A 25,356-nucleotide genomic window follows, 5' to 3' on the forward strand; every position below is an offset into this window, starting at 1 on the left:
GGGAACCAACGCCCCGGCGTTACGTTATTACGTATGTAGCGTTCAAGCCGCTTGCTTGCAACTTGTCCCTCGGCTGATTAACACTCAAAGCAACCGTGGTTCGCCCGCAAACACCTCATTTGTAGAAGCAGAACAGGAACCAAAGCATGATTTTCCCTTGTATTTTGTCCGGTGGTGTCGGTTCGCGGCTGTGGCCGCTGTCACGCACTGACCGGCCAAAACAGTTTTTGCCACTTTTTGGCGGGGAAAGTCTCTTCCAGAAGACCTGCAAGCGGGTCAATCATCCTGACTTTGCCGCTCCAATCGTCATCGGCAGCAACGCCCACCGCTTCCTGATCGGGGAACAGCTCAACGAACTTGGACTGGAAGCCCAGTCGATCCTGCTGGAGCCGGTCGGCCGCAACACCGCCCCCCCTGCCCTGATGGCCGCCCTGATTGCTGCCGAAACGGACCCCAACGCCCTTATCCTGCTGTTGCCGTCCGACCATCTGATCCGGAAGGAGGCTGTTTTCCTGGAGGCTGTCCAGCAGGCCGAGGAAGCAGCGCGAGCCGGCAAGATCGTGACCTTCGGCATTGAGCCCAGTGAAGCGAACACCGGTTACGGCTATATCAAGGTAGCGAGCGGGTCTGAGCCGGTACGGCCCGTGGAAGCCTTCGTTGAAAAGCCCGACCACGAGCGCGCCGAGGCTTTCCTGAAAGATGGCAGCTACGTCTGGAACGCCGGTATCTTTCTTTATGCGGCGACGACCATGATTGACGCTTTCAAGCAGCATCAGCCGGATCTTTACGAGCAAATCGTGAACGTCATGAAGACACGGCACGGCGACCTCGATTTCACGCGGCTTGACCAGGAAGCCTTTGAAGCGCTGGACAATATTTCGATCGATTATGCGATCATGGAGAAGGCCAGCAATGTGGTGTGTGCGCCAGTCGCGCCGCAATGGGATGACCTGGGGTCCTGGTCAGCCATCTGGACGGTGCTGGACAAGGATGCCCAGGGTAATTCCGGACTGGGCGATGCGCGCTTCCTCGACAGCGAGAATTGCCTGGCTTACGCAGAACGCGGGCTTGTCTCCGTCATCGGGCTTGAAGACGTGATGGTGATTGCGACAACCGACAGCGTCCTGGTCGCCCACAAGGACAAGGCTCAGGACGTCAAGACCGTGGTGGAGCAACTGAAGGCGGAAGGCAGGCACGAGGTCGATCGGCACCCGCGGTCCTATCGCCCCTGGGGATATACGGAACGCATCAACGCCGGCGAGCGCTTTTCTGTGCAGTCGATGATGATCAAGCCGGGCAAGAGGCTGAGCCTGCAAAGCCACCTTCACCGGGCAGAGCACTGGGTGGTGGTAACTGGTACGCTCGAAATCACGATCAACGGCGAAACCAGGCTGCTCAGTGAGAACCAGTCCGCCTATGTACCCCTCGGCGCGCAACACACACTGCACAACCCGGGCAAGATCCCCGTGCGGATGATCGAGGTGCAGTCCGGAACCTATTTGCAGGAAGACGATATCCGGCGCCATCCGGACACATCACAGAAGTCGTGAAACCAGCGCGTTCTGCGTGACATGTCCTTGCTCTGGAAGAGGCTTTCCGGCAAGACTTTACCCCTATACGGCCGCCGACAAGGGCGGCCATCACCGCCACGGACAGGATCCATCCCATGCACCATGTCTTCATCTGCGATTATGTCCGCACCCCCATCGGACGTTATGGCGGCATGCTGTCCTCTGTCCGTGCTGACGATCTCGGTGCGATCCCGATCAGTGCGCTTATGGAGCGCAATCCGGACACGGACTGGGCGGAAGTCGACGACATTTTCTACGGCTGCGCCAACCAGGCCGGTGAAGACAATCGCAATGTCGCGCGCATGTCGGCACTGCTGGCAGGGCTGCCGGAAACCGTTCCGGGTCTGACACTCAACCGTCTTTGCGGCTCGGGTATGGATGCGGTCATGACCGCGGCACGGGCGATCAAGGCCGGAGAAATCGATCTCGCCATTGCCGGCGGCGTCGAGAGCATGTCCCGCGCGCCTTTCGTCATGCCCAAGGCCGATGCGGCCTTTTCCCGATCAGCTGAAATCTTCGACACGACTATCGGCTGGCGGTTCGTCAATCCGCTTCTCAAACGCCAGTACGGCATCGATTCCATGCCTGAAACGGCGGAGAACGTGGCCGAACAATTTCAGATCTCGCGCGAGGACCAGGACGCCTTCGCGCTGCGTAGCCAGCAGCGGGCCGCAGAAGCCCTGCAGTCCGGCCGGTTCGCCGAAGAAATCGTGCCGGTCATGATCCCGCAACGCAAGGGCGATCCGATCCTGGTGGACAAGGACGAACACCCCAGAATTACAACGCTGGAGGCCCTTGCCGCGCTGAGGACACCCTTCAGGGAAAACGGCTCAGTGACCGCAGGCAACGCCTCGGGCGTGAATGATGGCGCAGCCGCGCTGCTGATCGCCTCGGAAGCAGCGGTGGAAAAGCACAATCTCACACCGATTGCCCGCGTCGTTGGCGGAGCCACCGCAGGTGTGCCGCCTCGCATCATGGGTATCGGCCCGGCACCGGCGACGCGCAAGCTCTGCGCACGCCTGGGCATTGCGCTGCCAGAATTCGACGTGATCGAGCTCAACGAAGCCTTTGCCGCACAGGGGATTGCCGTCATGCGAGACCTTGGCCTGCCTGAAGACAGCGAATTCCTCAATCCGAACGGGGGCGCAATCGCCCTCGGCCATCCCCTGGGGATGTCAGGTGCCCGAATTACCGGAACAGCGGCTCTGGAGCTGAAGAGGCGGGGTGGCAACCTTGCGCTTGCGACCATGTGCATCGGCGTCGGTCAGGGCATTGCGCTGGCATTGGCCTCTGCCTGAACCTTTGCGGCTCCAGATCAGATGGGCACTGAAACGAGGGGTCTATCGTCCGAGCGCGAGTGCGGGTGAGGCACAGACCTGACCGGCACAGGACGACCGTGGCCGATTGGAACCACCTTTCGAGGAACTGGTTCTGCCTGCGTGCGCCGCTCCAGCGTGTCGTCGACATCATCGAGTTGATCGGCCAGCCGCTCGAACAGCAGGCTGGGCATTCGCAATGCCGCAACATAGTAGGAAACGGCTTCATCCGCCGCGTCCCGCAGGTCCAGGTCACGAACTTCGCGATAGGCTTTTATCGTCATGCTCTGAAGCTCGACGGCATCATCAATCAGAGGCTGCGCCAGTTCCGCAGCCTTTTGAGGGTTGCTTGCGATCCACACTGCAGCGGAAGCTGAAAGGCTTGCGAAAACAAATATGTGCACGTTGCGAAAAAGAAATCGCATTACAACTCCAGCAATTGATTAACAAATCGTTAAACTACCTTTGGTCGTAAATGAACCCTCAAAAAACCGCAACCTTACCTTGCAGAACTGACATGTTTTTCAAGGATGATGGTTAACTGCGGCAGCTATCAGATGAACACGCCCTGGCGTCCAGTGTTTCGCGTTATTTCCTGAAAGAAGGACGCGCCGCAGGATCGCGGGCCACCTCGGCAGAGGGCCCCAGCAACTCCATAAGGGGACCCTGTGGATTTTGCGTCTACGTATTTGAATGTACGTAAAATTTTACAAGAGGTATTACCGGGACTTTATATCCTGCGGCTGTATACCCTCTCCCATCAAAACGGAGGATGTCATGATCGAAAGGACCGGTGAGATGAGGCTCTCATCCCTCGGATTGCTGCTACTCCTGGCAGCTGCGGCCATGACCTTGTTTGCTGATCTCGGATCAAAACCAACTGCGTCCGCCAAGGCGACGCCAGTCTACAAGCAACTTGCTCATTGACCGTTTACGCAAGGTGTTGAACTGCCCGAAAGGGTTCACCGACGCAGATCGCGCCTGTATCCAGCTTTTGCAGGAACCGGGACCGGTTTCAATTGCCCGGTGAACGACACCGGCAGTCTGCGCCTTGCGGCCCCACCCTTGCCATTGCCGTTCCGGCCGTTGTCGCCCAGCAGCATGATAGCCGAGCCCATGACCACCGACCCGAGGGTGATGAACAGGCCGAATGCGAGCATGATCACCGGTAGCACCGGATCTTCAGCCGACATCACCAGCACCCTCAGATTACCGATATTGCCAAGAAAGATGCCTCCAAGGACGAGGCCGGCAATTGCCGTTCCCGCAAGGCCGTTGACCGCAAGCAGACGGAACAGAGGGTCTTTCGGAAGCTTCAGGCGAACCAGGGCCTTTATTGACGTTGTCATGCCGAACACTCCCTGTGGTTCCATTGCGGTTTCGTTGTCGTCTCAGCCTAGCGCCGATTGTCACCCAGCAACAACCTGTCAAATAGAGCAAGTCAGAGAAATTTTAAGATCAGCTCATAGTTTGTTCATCCTCGAGACGGGAATTGTGCGGCGCACCCTTGATTACGGATAGGGAAGCATATATTTGTTCGATATATCGAACCAACATATGACACTTCTTGCGATGCTCTTTACGTCATCCGGATCACACCCGGGCTCGTAAGAAGGCTGTCATGCCGGGAGGACGCTCCCAGGCAGCGGAGTTGTCAATGAGTGTACGCAGCCTCTGTCTTGCAATCCTGTCTTTCGGAGACGCCACCGGATACGAAATTCGGAAGGAGTCCACCGAAGGTCGGTTCAGCTATTTCGACGATGCGAGCTTCGGCTCCATCTATCCGGCGCTGGCGCGTCTGGAGTCGGAAGGCTTCGTGACCGTGCGCGAGGAACCGCAGGCAGGCAAGCCCGCCCGCAAGGTTTATTCCATCACCGATGCCGGCCGGGAAGATTTCATTCAGTCCCTGTGCGATCCCCAGGCACCGGACACCTTCAAGTCTCCCTTTCTGCTGATCGCTCTCAACGCCGCGCAGCTGCCTCCCGAGGTCATCCGCCGCGCGATCGAGCGGCGCAAGGCACAGGTGGAGGCCGAACTGCGCCTTTTGACAGACAACGAAAAAGACCAGGAATGCACCCATCCCGGATCCGCCTGGACACGTGATTACGGCATTGCCTGCATGAATTTCACCCTCGCCTATCTGGAAGAACATGGCGAGGCCTTGATCAAGATTGCCGAAGAAGCGGCACAGCCAGTCGTGGCGGCCGCAGAGTAAGCCAGACGTTTCGGAGCTTTAGATAATGCGAGTGAAGTTTTCCTACCTCCTGGCAACCGGCATTGCCGCAGGAATCGGCTTCTGGATGTATAGCGGGTCGGTTGTTATCGGCGGTGTCGGGGACAGCGAACACGCAACCCTTCCCCCGGCCCTCAGGGTCAGCCAGGCCACCAGTGAAACGTTCCGGGTGCAGGTCCAGCGTCTGGTGGCGCAGGATCGGCGGGCCATACTGGAAGTGCGCGGGCGCACCGAGGCCGAAGCCAAGGTCGCTGTCCGATCCAAGACAACCGATGATGTGGTGCAACGTCCGGCCCAGGAAGGTGCTCATGTTGATGCCGGGGATGTGTTGTGCGTTCTCGACAAGGGCTCGCGGGAATCGCGCATTCTGGAAGCCAAGGCCGCTCTGGCCCAGGCGGAACTGGATCATGAGGCCGCAACACAGCTGAACAGCAAGGGCTTTACTGCCCAAACCCGTGTGGCTGCCCTGCAGGCCCAGCTCGATGCCGCCAAGGCGCGTCTCATTGAAGCCGAACAGGAGCTCGAACACACCGTCATCCGCTCGCCGATTGCCGGTGTCATTGAGAGTTCGATGGCTGAAATCGGTGGCCAGCTTGAACAAGGCGGTATCTGCGCCACTGTTGTCGATTCCGATCCGATGATTGCCATCGGCGAAGTCTCGGAACTCAATATCGCCGAGATTTCGCTCGGCATGCCGGCAAAGGTTACCCTCGTGACCGGTGAAACGCTCAACGGCAAGGTGCGCTACATCTCGCCGACGGCAAATCCGGATACGAAAACCTTCCGCATCGAGGTCGAGCTGCCCAATCCCGACGGCGAGGCCCGGGACGGCGTTACGGCCGTGACCGAACTGGAGCTGGAAGCGGAAAAGGCACACAAGATTTCACCGGCCATCCTGACCCTCAATGATGCAGGCCAGGTGGGCATTCGCGCAGTCGACGAAAACAACAAGACCGTCTTCTACCCGGTCAAGGTGCTGGGCGGAGAACAGGACGGAATGTGGGTGGGTGGACTTCCCGATGAAGTCGTCGCCATCACCGTGGGGCAGGAATACGTCTCGGATGGAGAGCTCGTGCAACCGGTCTTTGAGACGGCAGAGGTGAGCAAATGATAGACATGCTCGAAGGCGTCCTTCGACGCCCCAAGACGGTATTCGTGCTGATGTTGGCGCTCATTGTCGCCGGTGTAGCCACCTATATCTCGATCCCGAAGGAAGCCAGCCCGGACATAGATCTGCCGATCTTCTATATTTCGATCACCCAGCAGGGCATTTCTCCGGAAGACTCCGAACGCCTGCTTGTGCGGCCGATGGAAACGGAATTGCGCGGTCTTGACGGGCTGAAGGAAATCACCGCGATTGCTTCCGAAAGTCATGCGGGCATCGTGCTGGAGTTCGACATCTCGTTCAACAAGGACGAGGCGCTGGCGGACGTGCGTGACAAGGTCGACCAGGCCAAAAGCAAGCTTCCGGATGAAGCCGAAGAGCCGACGATCACGGAAATGAACTTCGCGCTCGCGCCGACCATGATCATTGCCCTTTCCGGCAACGTGCCGGAACGCACGCTCTACAAGCATGCCCGGCGGCTCAAGGACGAGATCGAGGCCATCGATACCGTGCGCTCGGCGGATCTGACAGGACACCGTGAAGAGCTGCTGGAAGTTCTGATCGACACCCAGAAACTGGAATCCTACTCGATCACGCAGCAGGAGCTGCTGAACTCGCTGCAACTCAACAACCAGCTCGTGCCCGCCGGCTTTATCGACGGCGGCAAGGGTCGGTTCAACGTGAAGGTTCCCGGCCTTGTCGAGACTGCGGAAGATGTCTACTCGCTGCCGCTGAAACAAAGCGGTGAAGGTGTGGTGACCCTTGCGGATGTCGCCGAGATCCGGCGCACCTTCAAGGACCCCAACGCCTATACGCGTGTCAACGGCAACCCGGCGATCGCGCTGCAGGTCGTCAAGCGCATCGGTACCAACATCATCGAGAACAACGCGGCGGTTCGCCAGGTTGTCGAGAATGCCTCCAAGGATTGGCCCGAGACGGTTCGCGTCGACATGATGCTGGACCAGTCCAACAACATCTTCGAAGTGCTCGGCTCGCTGCAGTCGTCGATCCTGACCGCGATCTTCCTGGTGATGATCCTGGTTCTGGCGGCGCTTGGCATGCGGTCTGCCCTCCTGGTGGGTCTGGCCATCCCGACCTCCTTCATGGTCGGCTTCCTGATCCTCGGCGGGGTCGGCTATACGGTCAACAACATGGTCATGTTCGGTCTCGTTCTGACCGTGGGCCTCCTGGTCGACGGCGCCATCGTGATGACCGAATATGCTGACCGGAAAATCCAGGAAGGCATGGAAGACCGCGAGGCCTACATCCGCGCAGCGAAGCTGATGTTCTGGCCGATCGTGTCCTCGACGGCGACCACCCTGGTGGCGTTCCTGCCCATGCTTCTCTGGCCGGGTGTTGCCGGCGAGTTCATGAGCTACCTGCCGATCATGGTGATCATCGTCCTGACCGCCTCGCTGTTCACCGCAATGGTGTTCCTGCCAGTGACGGGCGGCATCCTGGCGCAGGTCTCGCACTTCCTCAACCGGTATGCCGCAGTGCTCCTGGCGCTGACGTTTGGCCTGCTGGTTGGCGTCATCGTGGCATTCGGCCCGTTCGTACCCATGGCCCTTGAGGGTGTCGTACCGGCAGTAGCGGCCACGGTCATAGCCATCCTGTGCGGCCTTGTCGCCCTCGTTCTCGTCGGCTTCGTCTCCTACAAGATGCTGCGTCCGTTTGTGCGCTGGTCGCAGGCGCGTGCTGCCAAACGGGCTGAGATCGACCGGGCAGAGGCTGCCACGCTTTCCGGCTCCGAAGCGTTCGACGTGCGGAAGGTGCGCGGATTTACAGGCGTCTATGTACGCGTCCTGAAGATGTTTGCGGGCAACCCGCTCGGAAACATCGCCGCCATCGTGCTGCTGATCGGCAGCTGCGTGGTGATCGTTGGTGCGTTCATGATGAACCCGACCGGTGTTCAGTTCTTCATCGATGAAGAACCGGAACAGGCGGTGGTTCTGGTATCCGGACGCGGCAACATGTCGGCTTCTGAGGCCCGCGACCTCGTCGTGCAGGTTGAAGACAGGATCCTGTCCATTCCGGGTGTCGACAACGTCATCACCAACGCTTTCACGCCCGGTGGTTCGTCCGGTGGCCCGTCGGTCGGAGACGTCCAGGACAAGCCCGCCGACGTGATGGGCGAGATCAACATCGAACTTGCAGATTTCTGCTGCCGCCGTGTGGCGAAGGAAATCTTCGCCGACATCCGTGCCGCAACCGGCGACATCCCCGGCATCAAGGTGGAGACTCGCAAGATCGAAGGCGGCCCGCCAACAGGCAAGGACGTCCAGCTGGAGATCAAGTCCACCGACTACAACGACATGGTTGCCGCTGTTGCCCGCATACGCGACCATGTCAACGGCATGGACACGCTGATGAACCAGGAGGACGACCGTCCCCTGCCCGGCATCGAATGGCAGATCACCATCGACCGGGAACAGGCCGGCCGCTACCAGGCGAGCATCGCTTCCGTTGGCAACATGGTTCAGCTCGTCACCAACGGTGTCCTGATCGGAACCTATCGTCCTGGCGACAGCGAGGACGAGGTGGACATCCGTGTGCGCCTGCCGGAGAACGAGCGGAGCATCGACCGGTTCGATCAGCTCCGCCTGCAGACATCCCTCGGGCTCGTGCCGCTGGCGAATTTCGTCAGCCGCGAACCGGCTCAGAAGGTGTCCGAGATCGTGCGCCGTGACGGGCTCTACTCCATGTTTGTGAAGGCGGCGGTCAATCCGGAAAGCGGTTCCAACCCGACAGAACAGGTTGCCGCGCTCCAGAAGTGGCTGGATACACAGGAATGGCCTGCCAACGTGTTCCTGAAGTTCCGCGGTGCGGATGAGGACCAGCAGGAATCGGGCGAGTTCCTCATCAAGGCGATGGTTGCTTCGCTGTTCCTGATGTTCCTGATCCTGCTGACCCAGTTCAACTCGTTCTACCAGACCATCCTGACGCTCTCGACGGTGGTTCTGTCGGTGTTCGGGGTACTGCTCGGCATGCTCATAACCCAGCAGCCGTTCTCGATCATCATGACCGGGACCGGGGTGGTTGCGCTTGCCGGTATCGTGGTCAACAACGCCATCGTCCTGATCGATACCTACAACAGGTTTCTTGAAGATGGCCTCGAACCGGTAGACGCGATCCTGAAAACATCCGCCCAGCGTATCCGGCCAATCCTGCTGACGACCATCACGACCATTGCCGGCCTTGTGCCCATGGCCACCATGATCAACTTCGATTTCTTCAATCAGGTGACCTCATTCGGTGGCATCACAGCGGTCTGGTGGGTGCAGCTCGCAACGGCGGTGATTTCCGGCCTTGCCTTCTCCACCCTGCTGACGCTGCTGATGATCCCGGTCATGATTGCAGTGCCGAGTGTGTGGGCTGGCACGTTCCGGAAAGGCGTTGCCTACTTCCGGCCCAAGTCCGGACGCGGCACAGGGCAAGAAACCCCGGAACCTGTGGCGCTCGGCGATCAGCCGGAACAACAGCGCCCGGCGGCAAAGGTGGTGTCCATGCCGACGCCTTCGCAGCCGAAGATCCCTCCTCGGGAGGATCTGCCGCACGCGGCGGAATAATCCAACGAACATCCCTCGAAAGGCCGCCGGTTTCCGGCGGCCTTTTTTGTTGATGCAAAGCCCCGGGTTTTGTTGAGCAAGCGCACGAAAATCCCTTGAACTCCTGAACCTTGGGTCATATAGTTGCAATATACAACTATATAGGCTTCTGCATGTCCCAGCACTCCCCCACCCTTGTTAGCGATATCCGTGCAGCGTCCCGTCAACTGGTCCGCGAATTCGGTTTTCTGGACAAGACCATCGCCGGTACCGACCTGTCAGGCTCAGGCGTCCATGCGATGATGGAGATCGGTTTGAACCCTGGCATTACCGCCAAGGAGATTTCGGCGAGACTCAAGCTCGAGAAATCAACCATCAGCCGCTTGCTGAAGTCACTGGAGGCACGCGGCGACATCACTCAGACGCGGTCCGACAGTGATGGCCGGTCGTTTGGTCTGACCCTGACAGAAGCCGGAAAAGCGACGTTTTCAAAGATCGACAGCTACGGCGAGGCTCTTGCCCGAAGAGCACTCGACAAGATCAATGGAGAGAAGGCCCAAGAGATTTGCGACGCCATGGCCGCCTATGCGGAAGCCCTTGCCGCTCCTCAGGAAGCGGCGGCCGACTATCAGCCGCAGTTCACCATCGCCGAGGGATATCAAACCGGTATGATCGGGGACATTGCCAGCATGCATGCCCGCACCCATGGCCACATCATCGGAATGGGGCCGACCTTTGAAAGCGTGGTTTCGAAAGCCATGGCCGAATTCATGCCACGTGTCGGCAATCCCATGAACAACAGTTGGAGCGTGCTGGAAAACGGCGCCGTCATCGGCTCCATCACCATTGACGGCGAAGATCTCGGCAACAACATCGCCCATCTTCGCTGGTTCATCCTGTCCGAGCGCCTGCGGGGCAAGGGCGTGGGAAGAGCCCTGCTCCAGAAGGCGCTCGACCATTCGGACAACCTTGGCTTCGACGAAATCCACCTGTGGACGCTGAAGGGGCTCGACGCGGCACGCATGCTCTACGAGAAAAACGGTTTCACCCTCGTCGAAGAATACGTCGGCGATCAATGGGGCAAGTCTGTCACGGAACAGAAATTCATGAGGGTGCGTCCGAAGTGAATGTGCTGCTCGCGGATATTCCCTGCGACTGGGCGCATTTTAGCCTATCAGCAACAAGGAACGGTCCGGGTCATCACCCGAACCGTTTCATGCGTCCATTCATCCTTTGAAGATAGAATTTCCGCCATCACACACCATCGCTGAGCCGGTAACGAATGAACTGGCGTCCGACAGCAGGAATTCAGCCGCCCTGGCGATCTCTTCAGGCTCTGCCATCCGCTTCAGGGCATGGAGGCCGGCTATGTACTCGTGGAAAGCCGGGTCGTTGCCAGCCATGTCGGTCATTGTGCCGCCAGGAAGCAGTGCATTGACACGGATGTTTTCCGGTCCGTGCTCAGCTGCCAGAACCTGCGTCAGGCCGACAAGTCCGGCCTTCGCTGCTGCATAGGCAGCCATGCCCGGGAAACCGATGCCATGACCGACGAACGACGAGGTGAACACAATCGAACCGCCTCCCCGCTCACGCATAACCGGGATCTGATATTTGGCAGCCAGAAAGGCGCTGTTGAGATTGGTTGCAACGACATGGTTCCAGTTCTCAAGGCTCATGTCAGGCACAGGCCCCATTTCTCCAAGCGTGCCTGCATTGTTGAATGCAGCATCGAGACCGCCAAAAGCGTCGAGCGTCGCTTTCACGGAAGCTTCGGAGAATGTGGTATCGCAGACATCACCAACGAACAGTGCGATCCGGTTTGAGGCATGAGGCAATGACGACCGCACCTCTTCGAGACGATCTTTCCGCCGTGCGGCCAGCATCAGGTTCGCACCTGCATCGGCAAGAAGACGCGCAGCAGCCGCTCCGATGCCGCTGCTAGCACCGGTTATCAGAATTGTTTTTCCATCAAGCATGAGAAGGCTCCTCATTTGGTGAGGAGGCCTAATTGAACCAGAAAACCGTTCGCTGAAACCCGATTTGCGATCAGGAGGGTGTCAGCCGCCGTGGTCCTTGTCCCTGTCAGCGATATTGTCGAGATCGATGTCGCATTCGTCGCCGTCATCCTCGAAGCCGAGGGTGGTATCGGCCAGAACCAGCTTTCTGTGCGCGCGCCAGGAGAACGGGATCGTCAGCAGATACAGCACCGCGCCCCCGGCAAGCATGCGGAAGGGATAGGAAACAGTCATGGCCACGATCAGCACGGCAACCAGAAACAACGGCAACACGAAGTCGCGGCGAACCCTTGTTCCCAGGGTCTTGCCGGAATACGTCGGCAAACGGCTGATCAGAAGGAAGGCCACGCCGATGGTATACGCCGCAACGAATGCATCATCTGCGAACCAGTGGGGAAACAGGCCGAGGAAGTCCAGATACAGCGGCAGGAGCACGGTCAGTGCCCCGGCGGGAGCCGGAACCCCAGTAAAAAAACGCGATGCCCAGGCAGGCTTGTTCGGATCGTCCAGCGCAACATTGAAACGCGCCAGGCGAAGGGCTGCTGAAATTGCAAAGATCAGAGACGCAATCCACCCCATGTTGCCGGCGTCCTTGAGGATCCAGAGGTAGAGCATCAAGGCCGGCGTTACGCCGAAATTGACGAAATCGGACAGGGAATCGAGTTCCGCCCCGAACCGCGACGTCCCCTTCATCATGCGGGCAACGCGTCCGTCCAGCCCGTCCAGCACGGCAGCCACAAGTATGGCGCCTACCGCAAATTCCCAACGCCCCTCGAACGCCATGCGGACCGCTGTCAGACCGGAGCAGAGCGCCAGAAGGGTCACCATGTTCGGGATGATCAGGCGCAGCGGCACTCGCCGGAAACGCGGTGTCCTGCGGACGTCGGACGATCCATGGTCGGGCGTTTCGTTCACGGTTGCCTCAGCTTACTCGGGTCAGGGATTGCGCCGGGCTTTGCGGCGCGGACAAATCGGCCAGCACCGTTTCACCGGCAATCATGGTCTGGCCCAGTGCGACCTTCGGCTGGGTGCCGGCCGGGAAGTAGACATCAAGACGCGAGCCGAAGCGGATCAGGCCAAAACGCTCGCCGGCAGAGAGATTTTCGCCTTCACGAACGAAACAGACAATACGGCGGGCAACCAGGCCGGCAATCTGCACGACGCCGATGCGGCCATGACCCGTGTCGATAACCAGGCCATTGCGCTCGTTGTCTTCGCTGGCCTTGTCCAGTTCGGCGTTCAGGAACTTACCGGCCCGATAAGCCACCCGTTCGATCCGGCCACCCACAGGTGCGCGGTTCACATGGCAGTTGAACACATTCATGAAAACGGAGACGCGCATCAGTGGTTCTGAGCCCAGCTCCAGCTCCGCAGGCGGACGTGCGAGGCCGACAAGGCTGACGACACCGTCGGCCGGGGAAATCACCAGTCCTTCGCCTACCGGTGTCACGCGCTTGGGATCACGGAAGAAATAGCAGACCCAACCGGTGAGGAAGAGGCCAATCCAGAACAAGGGATCGATGAACCAGCCGATAACGAGTGTCGCCACCAGAGCAATCGCGATGAAGGGCCAGCCTTCACGATGGATCGGCACCATGGCCTTGGAGACGGAATCGACTATCGACATATTGTAATCTTCACTTTCAGTTACTGCCTGCCGGCAGGCGCGGTCGTGGCGCAGGGCCGAACGCACCCTTTGCGCTTTAGCTTCTGCCCCGCTTCTAGTGGCTTTTCAAGGCAAAGAGAACCGGCTTTTCTTGAAAACCACACGGTTTACGACCCTGTTTTGCCATTTAAAGCCGTTCGGTAGTCACTCTCCCAATAGGGTGGCCGTCCGTATTTTGAAATCAGGAAATCGACAAAAGCCGTTACCTTGGGCGGCACGAACTGACTTGGCGGATAAACGGCCCAGATCGCGCCTGTGCGGGCAATCGTATAGTCCTGCAGAACCGCCACCAGCCGCCCGTCGCGCAGATCCTCCCAGACATGCGCCAGCGATTTCAGGCTGAGACCAAGGCCGTGAAGCGCGGCATCATAGGTCAGATCGCCACTGTCGCCCTTGATGATCGGCTTCCGGACCTCGAAAGCTATCTCGCCTTCCGGTCCGTTGAAATACCAGTAGGGCATGGACGCCATGGCGATACAGTCGTGGTTGGCAAGATCTTCCGGCGTGCGTGGCACCCCTTTGCGGGCCAGATAGTCCGGAGAAGCACACAGGGCTCTCGGGTTGCCGCCAAGCTTGCGAGCCAGCAGCGAGGAATCCGTGAGCGGCGCTCCCCTCACCGCCATGTCGTACCCTTCCTCGATGACATCCACAATCCGGTCGGAAAAGTCCATTTCCAGGCGAATGTCCGGGTAAAGCTCATGGAACTCCACCAGATAGGGCAGAATGTGTTTGCGACCGAAGAAGGTGTTGCAGGAAAACCGGAGCGAACCACGCGGAGCTTCAGTTGACGCTTCCAGTATGGAGCGGGCCTGTTCAATCTCGCCGACCGCCGTGCGCGCGTGCTGCAGCAGCACGCGGCCGGCTTCTGTCAGCGTCGTGCGCCTGGTGGTGCGGGCAAAAAGCTGAGATCCGAAGGCTTTTTCCAGGCCGGTCAGCCGGGTGCTGGCGGCAGAAGGCGACAGGCCTATTTCCCGGCCGGCCGCTGCCATGCTGCCCAGTTCCGCGATACGGACAAAAAACTGCAGGTCTTCCAGTCTCATTATTCCACTCTTTCGAAGAATTATTTCTATATAAGCCTTATTCTTCGAAACTAAGCAATATGAGACAAAAGCTCACCCTTAGCGATGGAGAGCGCCATGACACATACAGGAGATATCTTTGAAGCCCGCGCCCGCGCGGCCCGTCACGCCGAACTGCGTCGCCTGGCGGGAGCAATCTCAAGCCTTTTGTTCAGAAGGACTGCAACTGTCCCTGCTTCTCAAAGGGCCTCAACAGACCTCTTGGCCAGTAACAATGACCAGGGACAGCCAACAATCCGCGCGGCCTGAGCCGGAACGACGACAGAAGACTGTCACCGATCCTATTTCGCCGGAACGTAGTCTGCCCTTTGGCCACGCGTGACGATGCCGAGTTCGTCGTTTTCCCGCGCTGCCCGCAACCGTTCTTCGGCTTCGTCCGCCTCGCGCTGACGCGCCCACATGGATGCATAAAGACCGTTTTCCTTGGCCAGCAGCTCCTGATGGGTGCCGCGCTCGGCAATCTCGCCAGCTTCCAGCACGATGATCTGATCCGCGTTCACCACGGTCGAGAGACGGTGGGCAATCACCAGAGTTGTCCGATCCTGCGAAACCTCATCCAGCGCCGACTGGATCTCGCGTTCCGTGTGGGTGTCGAGCGCCGAGGTTGCCTCATCGAGAATAAGGATCGGCGGTGATTTCAGGATCGTGCGGGCAATCGCAACACGCTGCTTTTCACCGCCGGACAACTTCAGCCCGCGCTCGCCAACCTCTGCGTCATAGCCCTGCGGCAGCCGCTCAATGAAGTCGTGGATCTGCGCCATGCGTGCAGCTTCCCGCACCTCTTCATCGCTTGCGTCCGGGCGGCCATAGCGGATGTTGTAGGCAATCGTGTCGTTGAAGAGCACCGTGTCCTGCGGAACCATGCCGATGGCCTGGCGCACGCTTTCCTGGGTCACGTCGCGCACATCCTGGCCATCTATCTCCACTGCACCGTCGGTGACGTCGTAGAACCGGAACAGAAGTCGGGAGATCGTCGATTTGCCCGCCCCGGACGGCCCCACGATGGCAACCGTCTTGCCGGCAGGAACCTCGAAGTCGATCCCCTTCAGGATTGGCCGGTCGGCATCATAGTGAAAGCGCACGTTCTTGAAGGCAATCTTGCCTTCAACAGCCTTCAGCGGGCTGGCATCGGGCTTGTCCTCGATTTCGGCCGGCACCATCAACAGGTCGAACATGGATTCAATGTCCGCAAGGCCCTGACGGATTTCACGGTAGAGAAAGCCGATGAAATTGAGCGGGATGGAAATCTGCATCAGCAGAGCGTTGATCAGAACGAAGTCGCCGATGTTCTGCTCACCCGCAAGGACGGCCTGCGCGGACAAGCCCATGCAGGCTGCCATGCCGATGCCGAGGATCACCGCCTGACCGAAGTTCAACCAGGAAAGCGACGTCCAGGTTTTCGTGGCGGCGCTTTCGTATCTCGCCATGGACACATCGAAGCGCGCGGCTTCCATGCTTTCATTGCCAAAATACTTGACCGTTTCGAAGTTGAGCAGACTGTCGATCGCCTTTGAGTTGGCGTCCGTGTCGCTGTCGTTCATTTCCCGACGAATGCCGATGCGCCAGTTGGAGGTTTTGATGGTGAACCAGACATAGGCAACAATCATCACCGCGACGATGACCACATAGAGAAAGCCGAACTGGTACCAGATCACGGCTGCCATGATGGCGAATTCGAGAATCGTGGGAATGCCGTTCAAAATGGTGAAGCGAACAATCGCCTCGATCCCCTTGACCCCGCGCTCGATCACCCGGCTGAGCCCGCCCGTTCGCCGGGCAAGGTGAAAGCGCAGGGAAAGCTGATGCAGGTGTCGGAATGTCAGAATGGCAAGCTGGCGCACGGCATGCTGGCCGACCCGGGCAAACAGGGCATCGCGCAACTGGTTGAAGGCAACCGCCAAAACACGGGCCGCGTTATAGGCAAGCACCAGCATGACCGGAGCCACGAGGAAGGCAGGCAGATCGGAGCCCTCTCCCGTCAATGCGTCCGTTGCCCAGGCAAAGAAATACGGCGACAGGACCGTCACGATCTTGGCGATGACCAATGTGAAGATAGCCAGAAGGACGCGCTGCTTCAGATCCGGCCGGTTGGACGGCCAGATGTAGGGCCACAGATTGGCCAGCGTCGTGAAGGTGCTGCCTTCGTCTGCGTTGACTGGCTTGCGGATGTGAGCTTGAGCGGATTGGCTGCCGGAAGCCGCAGCCGAAGGCTTTTGCGGCGTGGTCGCTGTCTGATCGGTCACACAAAATCTCCAGGCCACGGAAGGCGGCCGTTCGGGTTAGTCTGTAGCGGAAACCGGAAGTGTGCCGGCTGGCTGCTCTGTCTCTTCGGGCTGCGCCGCATTCAGGCGCTCCCAGAACTCCCTCGTCCGACACCCGGCCAGACTGAGCATTTGCCAATTGAGCGCGTAGTGGCAGTTTCTGCCGCGGGTGTCGCAGAACAGCAGTCCTGCGTCCTTCAACACCTGCAAGTGCTGTGAGACGGTCGACTGAGCCAACGGCAGATGACTGACAATCTCACCGCAGCAGGCGCCCTTGCGGCTTGCGAGCTGCTTGATAATTGCCAGCCGGGCCGGATGCCCGAGGGCACGGAAAATAGCCGCAAGATCTTCGCAGCTTGCCAGATCTTCCGCTTCGTCGTTGCTGTTTCCACCCGTCGGCAGATCCGTCCCGCTCATGGGGCGGTTTCCTCATTCACGATTGTTTGTTTCATCGTTGATATGCGATGAATCACGAAAAAAACAAGGGGTTGAGGCAAAATGGCGGAGGCCAGTTCCACCCACCCTGCCTTTATTCGTCGCTTGGAACCAAAGCAAAGCACGCCCCCTTGATGGCCAACGATGCCGGCACTTAAGGGCTTTCCCATCGCAAGATACAAGAGCAGCAAACGGCGTTTGCGACATGCCGTGGGGTTGGAGCAGACCAGGCAGGCCCTGTTCAGGCCCGAACCGCCGATGTCAGCGGCGGGAACCCTCGGCTGTCAGCCGTCGTTTCCGTTCGGCTTCGGCCAGTTCAGGTCACCTTCAGGCGTCAGGAAGACCTGTCCGGGATAGATCAGGTCCGGATTACGGATCTGCTCCTGATTGGCCTTGTAGATCGTGGTGTAACGGAGGCCTTCCCCGTAAAGACGCCGGGAAATGCGCCACAGGTTGTCGCCCTTGCGGATGATCACGACCGGAAGGGCCTTCTTGATGTCCGCTCCCTGGCCTTCGGCCCCGGCGCCCTCGCCGCTTGCGACAACCTTGGTCAGCACAATCTGTTTGTCCTGCTCCTTTTCGAAGGTCACGGCGGCACGGGCGTCAACCGTATTGCCATCCTCGCCAATCAGATCGGCGCGAACCTCGACATTGCCTTCAGCAATATTCTTGCCGCCCTGGACGAGCCACTTGCCGCCCGAACTAACTTTGGCCTCACCCTGAAACTCGTCGCCGACATAAACACGGACGGATGAGCCCGGCTCTCCGGTTCCCGCGATGAAGACCTTGTCCTGTTCGGATTCCACCGCTTCCACAGTCACGGTCGGGGCATCCGACGCCGCCTCTGGAACCGCAGCCGGTTCATTCTGGCTGGCCAGCGCAACGGCTGTTCCACCGTCTTGCTTTCCACCGGCTGCAGCCGTGTCGGAAGCGGCCTGCTGGCTCGCATCGGCGGCAGGTGCTGCACCTGCCTGCGCTGAAGCAACGTCAGTTTCTGCGGAAGGCGTATCTGCGGCAGCTTGGGCCGGTGCTTCAGCCGTGGAAACGGAAGCAGCGCTGCCGTTTGCATCAGGCGCTGCCGTGCCTGTTCCGGATGATGTGGCCTCGGCGGAGGCTGCTGCGGTCTGCTCCCTCGTGCCTTCGGCGGTTTCAGCCGTTGCTTTTCCGGCGGCAACATCAGTCTCAGAGGCTGCGCCACCAGCCTGCACGGCAGTGCCCTCACCGGCCGGCGCTGCGGTCGTTGCCGAGGCTACTTGTTGTTCGACATCGGGTTTCTGCAGGATGTCGGAAGGTCCATCAGGCGTGTTCAGCACCACGAGCGGCTGTTCCTTGCCACCTTCGGGCAAAGAGACAGCAAGATGTTCCCTGGAGGTGGCAATCGGTTTCCCGGTGTCGTCATGCACTTCCAGGCCTACGTCATAGTCGCCCGGTTTCAACGGCTCATCCAGAATGATAGTCCATTCGCCGATTTCGTTGGCGATGCTCTTGCCGACAACCTTGCCGTTTGCGGTCAGGGCAACAATGGCACCTGCGACCGAGCGGCCGGCGACAACTGTTTCCCCGGTCGGCTCGACACCGACAACGTCAAAACTCGGACCGGATGTCGCTGGGTCCGCTGCCTGTTCGTCTTTTGAAGCATCCGCCTTAGCTGTTTTAGATGTTTCGTCCCCGGCCTCTGTTTGCGATCCGGCAGACTGCTCGGAAGCCGGGCTATCACCGGAAACAGTTGGAGTCGCGGCGACGTCGGTATCGCTCTGGAAAGGCAGGTGCCCCGTGTCACGATAAATATACCCTGTCACCAGGGCGGCCAGGCCCACGGGCACGGCTACGATCAAAGTCCAGATGAGTGTCTTGTTGTTCATTGTCATCCCGCCGGGAAAGCAGCCAGCCGTTGCGGCGCTTTCCAAATCCGTTCCCCTGTTTGCACCCTTTCAGGCGCTGCTTGTCTCAGCCGATCCCCTGGCTTTGCCGGTTCATTTTTACTTTGTTACCGGCCATTTTCAGATCCTGTTTCATGCATAAACGTCTTTTCCGGGCGCGGCAAGAAAACCTGGTTCAGAACCAAGGCCTTTCAAACAGAATGCTTGACCTTTCGCCGCTCTGAATGCCACATCTTTGCGTCATGAATACGCCTTCTCAAAATCAGCTTACAAGCGTCTGTGTTTACTGCGGGTCCAGCTTTGGTTCCGACCCGGCGCACGAAGCATCCGCCACCCGTCTGGGACAGCTTATCGCCGAGGCTGGTCTTCGACTTGTCTATGGTGGCGGCTCTGTCGGCCTGATGGGAACAGTTGCAAACGCCGCCCTGGAAGCCGGCGGCAAGGTGACGGGAATCATTCCGCGCTTTCTGGAAAAGCGCGAGGTGATGCTGGACACGCTGGAAGATTTGGTCGTCACGCAGGACATGCATGAGCGCAAGCATCTGATGTTCGAGAAAGCCGACGCCTTCATCGCACTTCCCGGCGGCATCGGCACGCTGGAAGAAGTCGTTGAAATGATGACCTGGGCTCAGTTGGGCCAGCATCGCAAGCCGGTGGCACTGGCCAATATCAACGGCTTCTGGTCACCTCTGCTGGAACTTCTGGATCATATGCGGGCACAGGGATACATCCGGCCCGATACGGAAGTTCCCTATCTTGTCGCCCGGTCCGTCGACGACGTCCTGCCCATGCTGCGCCGGGTCATCAACGGCGAACCTCTGTCAACCGACGAAGCCTGCGCAACGGTAACCGATCTCTAAAGTTCTACCCTGTATAGAGTATTGCAAGATTTTCCCTCGACTGTGACTGTCGGAACCCGTTCTAGGTACAGTGCTCGAAGTTGAATGGGACCGTTGTATAAGGCGCTGACGGAACAGGCTACTCAATGCAAACTACCCTTCTTGTTGAAGATGCAGCGTTTTTCGAGAAGGCAATCGTCAAGAAACTGCATGAGGTTGGCCGTCACCAGATCATGGTGGCGCGAAGCTATGAAGAAGCTGAGAACTGCCTCAATCTGCCCATTGGCGAACCTGACCTTGCGCTTGTCGATCTGACCCTGCCGGACGCACCGGATGGGGAAATCGTCGATCTGTGCGAAAAGTGGAACATTCCCACCATCGTTTTCACCAGCCGGTTCGACCCGAAAACCCGCAGCAAGTTTCTGGAAAAGGGCGTCATCGACTATGTCCTGAAGGACTCGCCCGGCAGCTTGAACTATGTCGCGGACCTGATCCGAAAACTGGCCCAGAACCCGAAGATCGGCATCCTCGTGCTGGACGATTCAGCCGTCGAACGGGAGATGATTTCCCAGATCGTCGGCAAGCATCTTTACAAGATCTATCAAGCAGGCTCCACCGACGAAGCTCTCGAAACCCTGAAGCAGCACAAGGACATCAAACTGGTTTTGGCAGATTACTTCATGCCGGAAAAGGACGGCTTTGCCTTTCTGAAGGCGGTGCGCAGAGTGCACGACCCGGAAAAGGTCGGCGTTATCGGCATGTCGTCCTACGCCAATCCGGACAACCGGGTCCGGTTCCTGAAGTACGGCGCAGCGGATTTCGTCGACAAGAACTGCCCGCCGGAAGAACTGCTGCTGCGGGTGTCGCAGAACCTCGATTACATCTACCGGATCGAAGAACTCAACAACATGGCGATGCGGGATGCTCTTACGGGGCTCTATAACCGCCGCTATCTGCTGGAACAGGCGACAAAAGCGGTAGCAACCTGGCCGACTTCGGAAGGGCGGGCGCACTGGCTGGCCCTGCTGGACCTCGACTCCTTCAAGGCCATCAACGATTCACTCGGGCATGATTTCGGCGATGCGGTTCTGGTCAACTTTGCCCGGCACATGATGAAGCTCGCCAAGGAAGACGACATCGTCTCGCGGCTCGGCGGCGACGAATTCTGCATCGTCTTTAGGGACAAGAAAGAGACCGAGGTCATCGAAGGGCTGCAGAACCTTCTGGACTCCATTCTGGCCTCCCCTGTCCGGCAGGACGGTGACGAACACCTGATGAAGACCAGCATCGGTGTGGCACGGCTGGAAGGGGGTAAGTTCGGCGATGCCCTGAAGACCGCCGACCATAGACTTTATGGCGCCAAACGCAGCGGGCGCGGGCAATTGGTCTACTCCGACTAGGCACACGTGCGTTCCGCTTTAACCTGAAGGCCCGCGACACGCCCCTCAGCGCGCAACACGCTGGTTCAGCCGGTAACGGCGCCAGCTGTCGTAGGAAAACACTGCCAGCGCAGCCCAGATCATGCCAAAGGTCATCAGCTTTGTTGTGTCCAGCGGCTCACCCCAGATATAGACCGCCATTAGAAAGTGCATGGACGGAGCCATATATTGCATCAGCCCCAGCATGAAGAGCGGAAGACGCCTGGCGGCGGATGAAAAGCAGATCAGCGGCAAAGCCGTAACAATGCCCGTTCCCACGAGGGCAAGCAGCACCGGCGGATCGTTCAGCACCAATGCGTCGACACCCCAGCTCAGGCTCAAGAGCATGTAGCCGGCAGCAAGCGGAAACAAGACGATGGTCTCCACAAACAACCCCGGCGTTGCCTTCACCGGCACGACCTTGCGCACGTAGCCATAGCCGGCGAAGGAAAACGCCAGCACCAGCGATACCCAGGGAAGTCCGCCTGCCAGGATCGCCTGCAGCACGACCGCAAGGGCGGCAACACCAACGGCAATGCCCTGCCAGGTTGTCAGTTTTTCCCGCAACACGAACAGGCCAACCAGAATGCTGACCAGCGGGTTGATGAAATAACCGAGCGAAATATCCAGCACGTGGTTTTGTGCGATGGCCCAGACGAAGGTCAGCCAGTTGATGGCAATCAGGGTGGCCGACACCGTCAGTCCCATCAGCACCTTCGGCTGACGGAACACTTCGCGCACTTCCTGCCAGCGGCCACGCGCATACAGAAATACCCCGACAAACAGCACCGACCAGAGAATGCGATGCGACACCACCAGGTCTGCCGGCACGGTTTCCGTCAGCTTGTAGTAGGCCGGAAGAAAGCCCCACATGCCGTAAGCCGCCAGACCGAACAGGAGGCCGTGACGGAATTCGGTGCTCGCTTCGGTGCTTGTCACCGTCTGCGACATGGCATTGCCTTTCTGGCGCCTGAAGGCCCGTGACCAGGATTACGCCACGTCTGATTTCATCAGCGCGAATGTGATGGAGTCGACAAGGGCCTGGAAAGAGGCGTCGACGATGTTGGAGGACACCCCGATCGTGAACCAGCGCCGGTGCGTGACAGTGTCCTGACTTTCGATCAGAACGCGCGTGACTGCGCCTGTGCCACCATTGAGGATGCGCACCTTATAGTCGATCAGTTCCAGGCCGTCGATGGCCGACTGATATTTGCCGAGATCCTTTCGAAGCGCCATGTCGAGGGCATTGACCGGACCGTTGCCTTCGGAAACCGACATCCGTTTCTCGCCATCGACATCGACCTTGACGACCGCTTCCGAAACGGTGACCAGATCGCCGATTGCATTGAACCGGCGCTCCACCATCACGCGGAAGGATTCAACCGCGAAGTACCGCGGCACCTCGCCCAGTTCCCGGCGGGCGAGCAGTTCGAACGAGGCGTCGGCAGCTTCATAGGCATAGCCTTCGGCTTCCCGTTCCTTGACCTTTGCCAGCAGCAGATCAAGACGCGGGTCGGACTTGTCGACGTCGATGCCCACCCGGGCCAGTTCGCCCAGAAGATTGCTCTTGCCAGCCTGATCGGACACCAGCACCCGGCGCTGATTGCCGACGCTTTCCGGTGTCACATGTTCATAGGTCTGCGGATCCTTCAGGATCGCCGATGCATGAATGCCCGCCTTGGTGGCAAAGGCGGTCTCGCCCACATAGGGCGCTTGCCGGTCCGGCGACCGGTTGAGGATTTCGTCGAACGCATGGGAGATCGCAGTGATCTCCTTCAGCTGCGCCTCGCTGACACCGATCTCGAACCGGTCGGCGTATGCCGGTTTCAGTTTGAGGGTCGGGATCAGGGTAATCAGGTTGGCGTTGCCACAGCGCTCCCCCAGACCATTCAAGGTTCCCTGGATCTGGCGCACGCCGGCCTCAACAGCAGCCAGCGAATTGGCAACCGCATGGCCGGTGTCGTCATGGGTATGAATACCAAGATGCGTTCCGGGAACGACCTCCTGAACCTTGGTGACGATGTCGAAAATCTCGTCGGGCAACGTGCCGCCGTTGGTGTCGCACAGCACGATCCAGCGGGCTCCGGCATGATAGGCGGTGCGGGCACAATCGAGGGCGTATTCCGGATTGGCCTTGAAACCGTCAAAGAAGTGTTCGCAATCGATCATCGCTTCCTTGCCGGCAGCAACCGCCGCGGTAACGGTCTCGAAGATCGAATCCAGATTTTCCTCATTGCTGCAGCCAAGCGCGACCCGCACATGATAGTCCCAGGCCTTGGCCACGAAGCAGCAGGCATCTGAGCTGGCGGACAGTACTTCCTGAAGCCCCGGGTCGTTGGCGGCCGACCGGCCCGCGCGCTTGGTCATGCCGAAGGCGGTGAAGGTGGCTTTCCGCGTCCGCTTCTGGCTGAAGAACTCGCTGTCAGTCGGATTGGCGCCCGGGTAACCGCCTTCAATGTAGTCGACGCCAAGACGCTCCAGCAGTTCAGCGACCACAACTTTCTCGTGGACGGAGAAATCGACCCCGCTGGTCTGGGCGCCGTCCCGCAGCGTCGTGTCGAAAAGAAAAAGCCGTTCCTTGGTCATATCCATATCCTGAGCAGCGTCGGGCTGTCTTTTATTCGTTGTCGTTGGCCCCGGTGCGAACCGGTGGCCAGGTGTCCGTGTCGTGGTCGGGGTGCTGGAAAGAGACGAGCGATGCCAGAAACGGGGCTGCCTCCATATCGTCTTCCGTCACCCGTTCGGGAATTTGCCCCATGCGATCGGTGTAAGGCAGCTTCGCCTCGACCCCGAACTGAATGCCTGGCGGGATCTGCGAGGGATCATCGAAACTTCCGATGGCCAATGCGATGCCGTCCGGCGCTTCATAGGTCAGCGGCGTGCCGCACTCGGCACAAAAGCCCCGTGAGGCATGATTGGAACTTTGAAAATGCTTCAGCGATCCGCGTGTCCAGACAAGCCTGGAGGATGCCGGCACGCTGACCAGCGGTGCGTAAAAGCTGCCGAAGGCTTTCTGGCACATGCGGCAGTGACAGATGGAAGCCTCGCCCAAAGGCCCTTTAACCTTGAACCGCAAGGCTCCGCACTGACAGCCGCCTGAATGGATCTCCGTCATGCGCCCCTCACCTCCCATTGATCCGTGTCGTGATCCGGATGCTGATTGTTGGTTGTCGAGATATCAGCGATCCCGCCTGGCAAGTCATCCCGGTTGGACCGTGTTTCACTCAGTTCGAAAAGATGGCCGTAGAACGGCACGCGGCCCTCGACACCGGACTGTTCGACAGGCGTGACCGCAGCTACATCGTCCAGGCTGCCATGGGTAAAGGCAATGTGGTCATCGCCAACCGTATCGAAAGCGAGCGGCGTGCCGCAGGTTCCGCAGAAACCGCGGCGCACGGGTTTGGATGAGTGGAACCAGGCGGGCTCACCGCGCGTCCACTCGAAGTCTTTCTTCGCAGCACCGATCAAGGGCAGAAAGAAGTTCCCGGATGCCTTCTGGCACATGCGGCAATGGCACAGGTGCGGATGGCCGACCTCTCCCGTCACCTTGTAGCGCACCGCACCGCACTGGCAACCACCGCTCAGCTTTTGAACATCGCCTGCCATCAGAAGTGCTCCTTGCTAAAAGCGTTCAGAATCTTGCGGCAGACACCGCCAAGATCCTGCATGACCTCCGCATTCCAGAAGCGCAAGGTCGTCCAGCCGAGAGCCCGAAACTTGCGCTCGCGCGCGATGCCACGCGCCTGACCCTGCAGCTCTGCGTGCTGGGATCCATCCACTTCCACAATCAAGCGATGAGCTGGCACCGCAAAGTCGACAATGGCCCCTCCGATCGGCATCTGCCTGCGAAAGGAAATCCCCTCCAGCCGATGCGCCCGGATCACATGCCAGTGCCTCTTGTCGGTGTCCGTCATTCGCGAGCGCAGGCGTTTGGCTTTGGATCTAAGGTGCATGGAAACAGACTGGTGCGGCATGTAGAGACCGCCTTGC

22 protein-coding genes are annotated in these 25,356 nt (G+C 59.2%); 8 read left to right on the forward strand and 14 right to left on the reverse strand.

Translation table 11 applies throughout. From position 1 onward, the window contains the following. The first annotated feature begins 146 nt into the window (after positions 1-146). Together V1T76_RS10385 and pcaF are read left to right on the forward strand one after the other, a co-directional pair. A complete protein-coding gene (locus tag V1T76_RS10385; RefSeq protein WP_330560590.1) occupies positions 147-1,550 on the forward strand; it encodes a mannose-1-phosphate guanylyltransferase/mannose-6-phosphate isomerase in 1,404 nt (467 codons plus the stop codon). A 116-nt stretch (positions 1,551-1,666) separates the two neighbouring features. Beyond that, a complete protein-coding gene (pcaF, locus tag V1T76_RS10390; RefSeq protein ID WP_330560591.1) occupies positions 1,667-2,869 on the forward strand; it encodes a 3-oxoadipyl-CoA thiolase in 1,203 nt (400 codons plus the stop codon). A gap of 17 nt (positions 2,870-2,886) precedes the next feature. Here the strand turns inward: pcaF and V1T76_RS10395 are convergent, their stop codons facing one another. After that, positions 2,887-3,312: a hypothetical protein gene (locus V1T76_RS10395; RefSeq protein WP_330560592.1), complete on the reverse strand. Its 426-nt coding sequence runs from the start codon at positions 3,310-3,312 to the stop codon at positions 2,887-2,889. Positions 3,313-3,849: 537 nt separating this feature from the next. Further along, positions 3,850-4,236, reverse strand: coding sequence for a hypothetical protein (locus V1T76_RS10400; RefSeq protein ID WP_330560593.1), 387 nt, complete (start codon positions 4,234-4,236; stop codon positions 3,850-3,852). 308 nt (positions 4,237-4,544) lie between these two features. On the opposite strand from V1T76_RS10400, the gene V1T76_RS10405 reads away from it, so the two are divergent. The 4 genes from V1T76_RS10405 to V1T76_RS10420 all read left to right on the forward strand — a co-directional run bounded on the left by V1T76_RS10405 (position 4,545) and on the right by V1T76_RS10420 (position 10,900). Beyond that, complete coding sequence (locus V1T76_RS10405) at positions 4,545-5,102, forward strand: helix-turn-helix transcriptional regulator (protein ID WP_330560594.1); 558 nt, start codon at positions 4,545-4,547, stop codon at positions 5,100-5,102. Positions 5,103-5,127: 25 nt separating this feature from the next. Then, entirely contained in the window at positions 5,128-6,231 is a 1,104-nt protein-coding gene (locus tag V1T76_RS10410; protein ID WP_330560595.1) for an efflux RND transporter periplasmic adaptor subunit, read from the forward strand. Further along, positions 6,228-9,794, forward strand: a complete 3,567-nt coding sequence (locus V1T76_RS10415) for an efflux RND transporter permease subunit (protein ID WP_330560596.1) — start codon at positions 6,228-6,230, stop codon at positions 9,792-9,794. Before V1T76_RS10410 ends, V1T76_RS10415 begins: the two co-directional genes overlap by 4 nt. A gap of 152 nt (positions 9,795-9,946) precedes the next feature. Continuing rightward, the gene (locus V1T76_RS10420) at positions 9,947-10,900 is read left to right on the forward strand and encodes a bifunctional helix-turn-helix transcriptional regulator/GNAT family N-acetyltransferase (protein ID WP_330560597.1); all 954 of its coding nucleotides are present in this window, start codon (positions 9,947-9,949) and stop codon (positions 10,898-10,900) included. A 99-nt stretch (positions 10,901-10,999) separates the two neighbouring features. On the opposite strand, the gene V1T76_RS10425 is transcribed toward V1T76_RS10420, so the two are convergent. The 7 genes from V1T76_RS10425 to V1T76_RS10455 form a co-directional block, all read right to left on the reverse strand. Further along, complete coding sequence (locus V1T76_RS10425) at positions 11,000-11,749, reverse strand: SDR family oxidoreductase (RefSeq protein WP_330560598.1); 750 nt, start codon at positions 11,747-11,749, stop codon at positions 11,000-11,002. Positions 11,750-11,830: 81 nt separating this feature from the next. Next, the gene (locus V1T76_RS10430) at positions 11,831-12,643 is read right to left on the reverse strand and encodes a CDP-alcohol phosphatidyltransferase family protein (protein WP_330560815.1); all 813 of its coding nucleotides are present in this window, start codon (positions 12,641-12,643) and stop codon (positions 11,831-11,833) included. A gap of 67 nt (positions 12,644-12,710) precedes the next feature. Beyond that, entirely contained in the window at positions 12,711-13,469 is a 759-nt protein-coding gene (locus tag V1T76_RS10435; RefSeq protein WP_330560816.1) for a phosphatidylserine decarboxylase, read from the reverse strand. 92 nt (positions 13,470-13,561) lie between these two features. Further along, positions 13,562-14,494: a LysR family transcriptional regulator gene (locus tag V1T76_RS10440; protein ID WP_330560599.1), complete on the reverse strand. Its 933-nt coding sequence runs from the start codon at positions 14,492-14,494 to the stop codon at positions 13,562-13,564. Between the two features lie 320 nt (positions 14,495-14,814). After that, positions 14,815-16,701 carry an ABCB family ABC transporter ATP-binding protein/permease gene (locus V1T76_RS10445; protein ID WP_330560817.1) on the reverse strand — a complete coding sequence of 629 codons (1,887 nt, stop codon included), beginning with the start codon at positions 16,699-16,701 and terminating at the stop codon, positions 14,815-14,817. 111 nt (positions 16,702-16,812) lie between these two features. Next, complete coding sequence (locus V1T76_RS10450) at positions 16,813-17,211, reverse strand: ArsR/SmtB family transcription factor (RefSeq protein WP_330560600.1); 399 nt, start codon at positions 17,209-17,211, stop codon at positions 16,813-16,815. A 302-nt stretch (positions 17,212-17,513) separates the two neighbouring features. After that, positions 17,514-19,091: a LysM peptidoglycan-binding domain-containing protein gene (locus V1T76_RS10455; protein WP_330560601.1), complete on the reverse strand. Its 1,578-nt coding sequence runs from the start codon at positions 19,089-19,091 to the stop codon at positions 17,514-17,516. Between the two features lie 242 nt (positions 19,092-19,333). Here V1T76_RS10455 and V1T76_RS10460 point away from each other — a divergent pair, with 242 nt between their 5' ends. Together V1T76_RS10460 and V1T76_RS10465 are read left to right on the forward strand one after the other, a co-directional pair. Next, positions 19,334-19,969 carry a TIGR00730 family Rossman fold protein gene (locus tag V1T76_RS10460; RefSeq protein ID WP_442970105.1) on the forward strand — a complete coding sequence of 212 codons (636 nt, stop codon included), beginning with the start codon at positions 19,334-19,336 and terminating at the stop codon, positions 19,967-19,969. A gap of 125 nt (positions 19,970-20,094) precedes the next feature. Continuing rightward, on the forward strand, positions 20,095-21,348 hold the full coding sequence (locus V1T76_RS10465; protein WP_330560602.1) for a GGDEF domain-containing response regulator: 1,254 nt from the start codon (positions 20,095-20,097) through the stop codon (positions 21,346-21,348). A 45-nt stretch (positions 21,349-21,393) separates the two neighbouring features. On the opposite strand, the gene rarD is transcribed toward V1T76_RS10465, so the two are convergent. From rarD to V1T76_RS10490, 5 genes are read right to left on the reverse strand one after another with little or no spacing between them, the layout of a single operon-like run. Then, entirely contained in the window at positions 21,394-22,317 is a 924-nt protein-coding gene (gene rarD / locus V1T76_RS10470; RefSeq protein ID WP_330560603.1) for an EamA family transporter RarD, read from the reverse strand. 39 nt (positions 22,318-22,356) lie between these two features. Further along, positions 22,357-23,952, reverse strand: coding sequence for a citramalate synthase (gene cimA / locus V1T76_RS10475; protein ID WP_330560604.1), 1,596 nt, complete (start codon positions 23,950-23,952; stop codon positions 22,357-22,359). Positions 23,953-23,983: 31 nt separating this feature from the next. Then, on the reverse strand, positions 23,984-24,481 hold the full coding sequence (locus V1T76_RS10480; protein WP_330560605.1) for a GFA family protein: 498 nt from the start codon (positions 24,479-24,481) through the stop codon (positions 23,984-23,986). Next, positions 24,478-24,972: a GFA family protein gene (locus tag V1T76_RS10485; protein WP_330560606.1), complete on the reverse strand. Its 495-nt coding sequence runs from the start codon at positions 24,970-24,972 to the stop codon at positions 24,478-24,480. Before V1T76_RS10485 ends, V1T76_RS10480 begins: the two co-directional genes overlap by 4 nt. Beyond that, positions 24,972-25,340: an endonuclease domain-containing protein gene (locus tag V1T76_RS10490; protein ID WP_330560607.1), complete on the reverse strand. Its 369-nt coding sequence runs from the start codon at positions 25,338-25,340 to the stop codon at positions 24,972-24,974. The genes V1T76_RS10485 and V1T76_RS10490 overlap by 1 nt, the downstream gene beginning before the upstream one ends. Positions 25,341-25,356: the final 16 nt, after the last annotated feature.

Source organism: Roseibium sp. FZY0029 (assembly GCF_036350355.1).
GTDB lineage: Bacteria > Pseudomonadota > Alphaproteobacteria > Rhizobiales > Stappiaceae > Roseibium.

Coding starts and splice junctions, on each gene's coding strand:
- V1T76_RS10385 (WP_330560590.1), top strand. CDS start 147: ATGATTTTCCCTTGTATTTTGTCCGGTGGTGTCGGTTCGCGGCTGTGG.
- pcaF (WP_330560591.1), top strand. CDS start 1,667: ATGCACCATGTCTTCATCTGCGATTATGTCCGCACCCCCATCGGACGT.
- V1T76_RS10395 (WP_330560592.1), bottom strand. CDS start 3,312: ATGCGATTTCTTTTTCGCAACGTGCACATATTTGTTTTCGCAAGCCTT.
- V1T76_RS10400 (WP_330560593.1), bottom strand. CDS start 4,236: ATGACAACGTCAATAAAGGCCCTGGTTCGCCTGAAGCTTCCGAAAGAC.
- V1T76_RS10405 (WP_330560594.1), top strand. CDS start 4,545: ATGAGTGTACGCAGCCTCTGTCTTGCAATCCTGTCTTTCGGAGACGCC.
- V1T76_RS10410 (WP_330560595.1), top strand. CDS start 5,128: ATGCGAGTGAAGTTTTCCTACCTCCTGGCAACCGGCATTGCCGCAGGA.
- V1T76_RS10415 (WP_330560596.1), top strand. CDS start 6,228: ATGATAGACATGCTCGAAGGCGTCCTTCGACGCCCCAAGACGGTATTC.
- V1T76_RS10420 (WP_330560597.1), top strand. CDS start 9,947: ATGTCCCAGCACTCCCCCACCCTTGTTAGCGATATCCGTGCAGCGTCC.
- V1T76_RS10425 (WP_330560598.1), bottom strand. CDS start 11,749: ATGCTTGATGGAAAAACAATTCTGATAACCGGTGCTAGCAGCGGCATC.
- V1T76_RS10440 (WP_330560599.1), bottom strand. CDS start 14,494: ATGAGACTGGAAGACCTGCAGTTTTTTGTCCGTATCGCGGAACTGGGC.
- V1T76_RS10450 (WP_330560600.1), bottom strand. CDS start 17,211: ATGAGCGGGACGGATCTGCCGACGGGTGGAAACAGCAACGACGAAGCG.
- V1T76_RS10455 (WP_330560601.1), bottom strand. CDS start 19,091: ATGAACAACAAGACACTCATCTGGACTTTGATCGTAGCCGTGCCCGTG.
- V1T76_RS10460 (WP_442970105.1), top strand. CDS start 19,334: ATGCCACATCTTTGCGTCATGAATACGCCTTCTCAAAATCAGCTTACA.
- V1T76_RS10465 (WP_330560602.1), top strand. CDS start 20,095: ATGCAAACTACCCTTCTTGTTGAAGATGCAGCGTTTTTCGAGAAGGCA.
- rarD (WP_330560603.1), bottom strand. CDS start 22,317: ATGTCGCAGACGGTGACAAGCACCGAAGCGAGCACCGAATTCCGTCAC.
- cimA (WP_330560604.1), bottom strand. CDS start 23,952: ATGACCAAGGAACGGCTTTTTCTTTTCGACACGACGCTGCGGGACGGC.
- V1T76_RS10480 (WP_330560605.1), bottom strand. CDS start 24,481: ATGACGGAGATCCATTCAGGCGGCTGTCAGTGCGGAGCCTTGCGGTTC.
- V1T76_RS10485 (WP_330560606.1), bottom strand. CDS start 24,972: ATGGCAGGCGATGTTCAAAAGCTGAGCGGTGGTTGCCAGTGCGGTGCG.
- V1T76_RS10490 (WP_330560607.1), bottom strand. CDS start 25,340: ATGCCGCACCAGTCTGTTTCCATGCACCTTAGATCCAAAGCCAAACGC.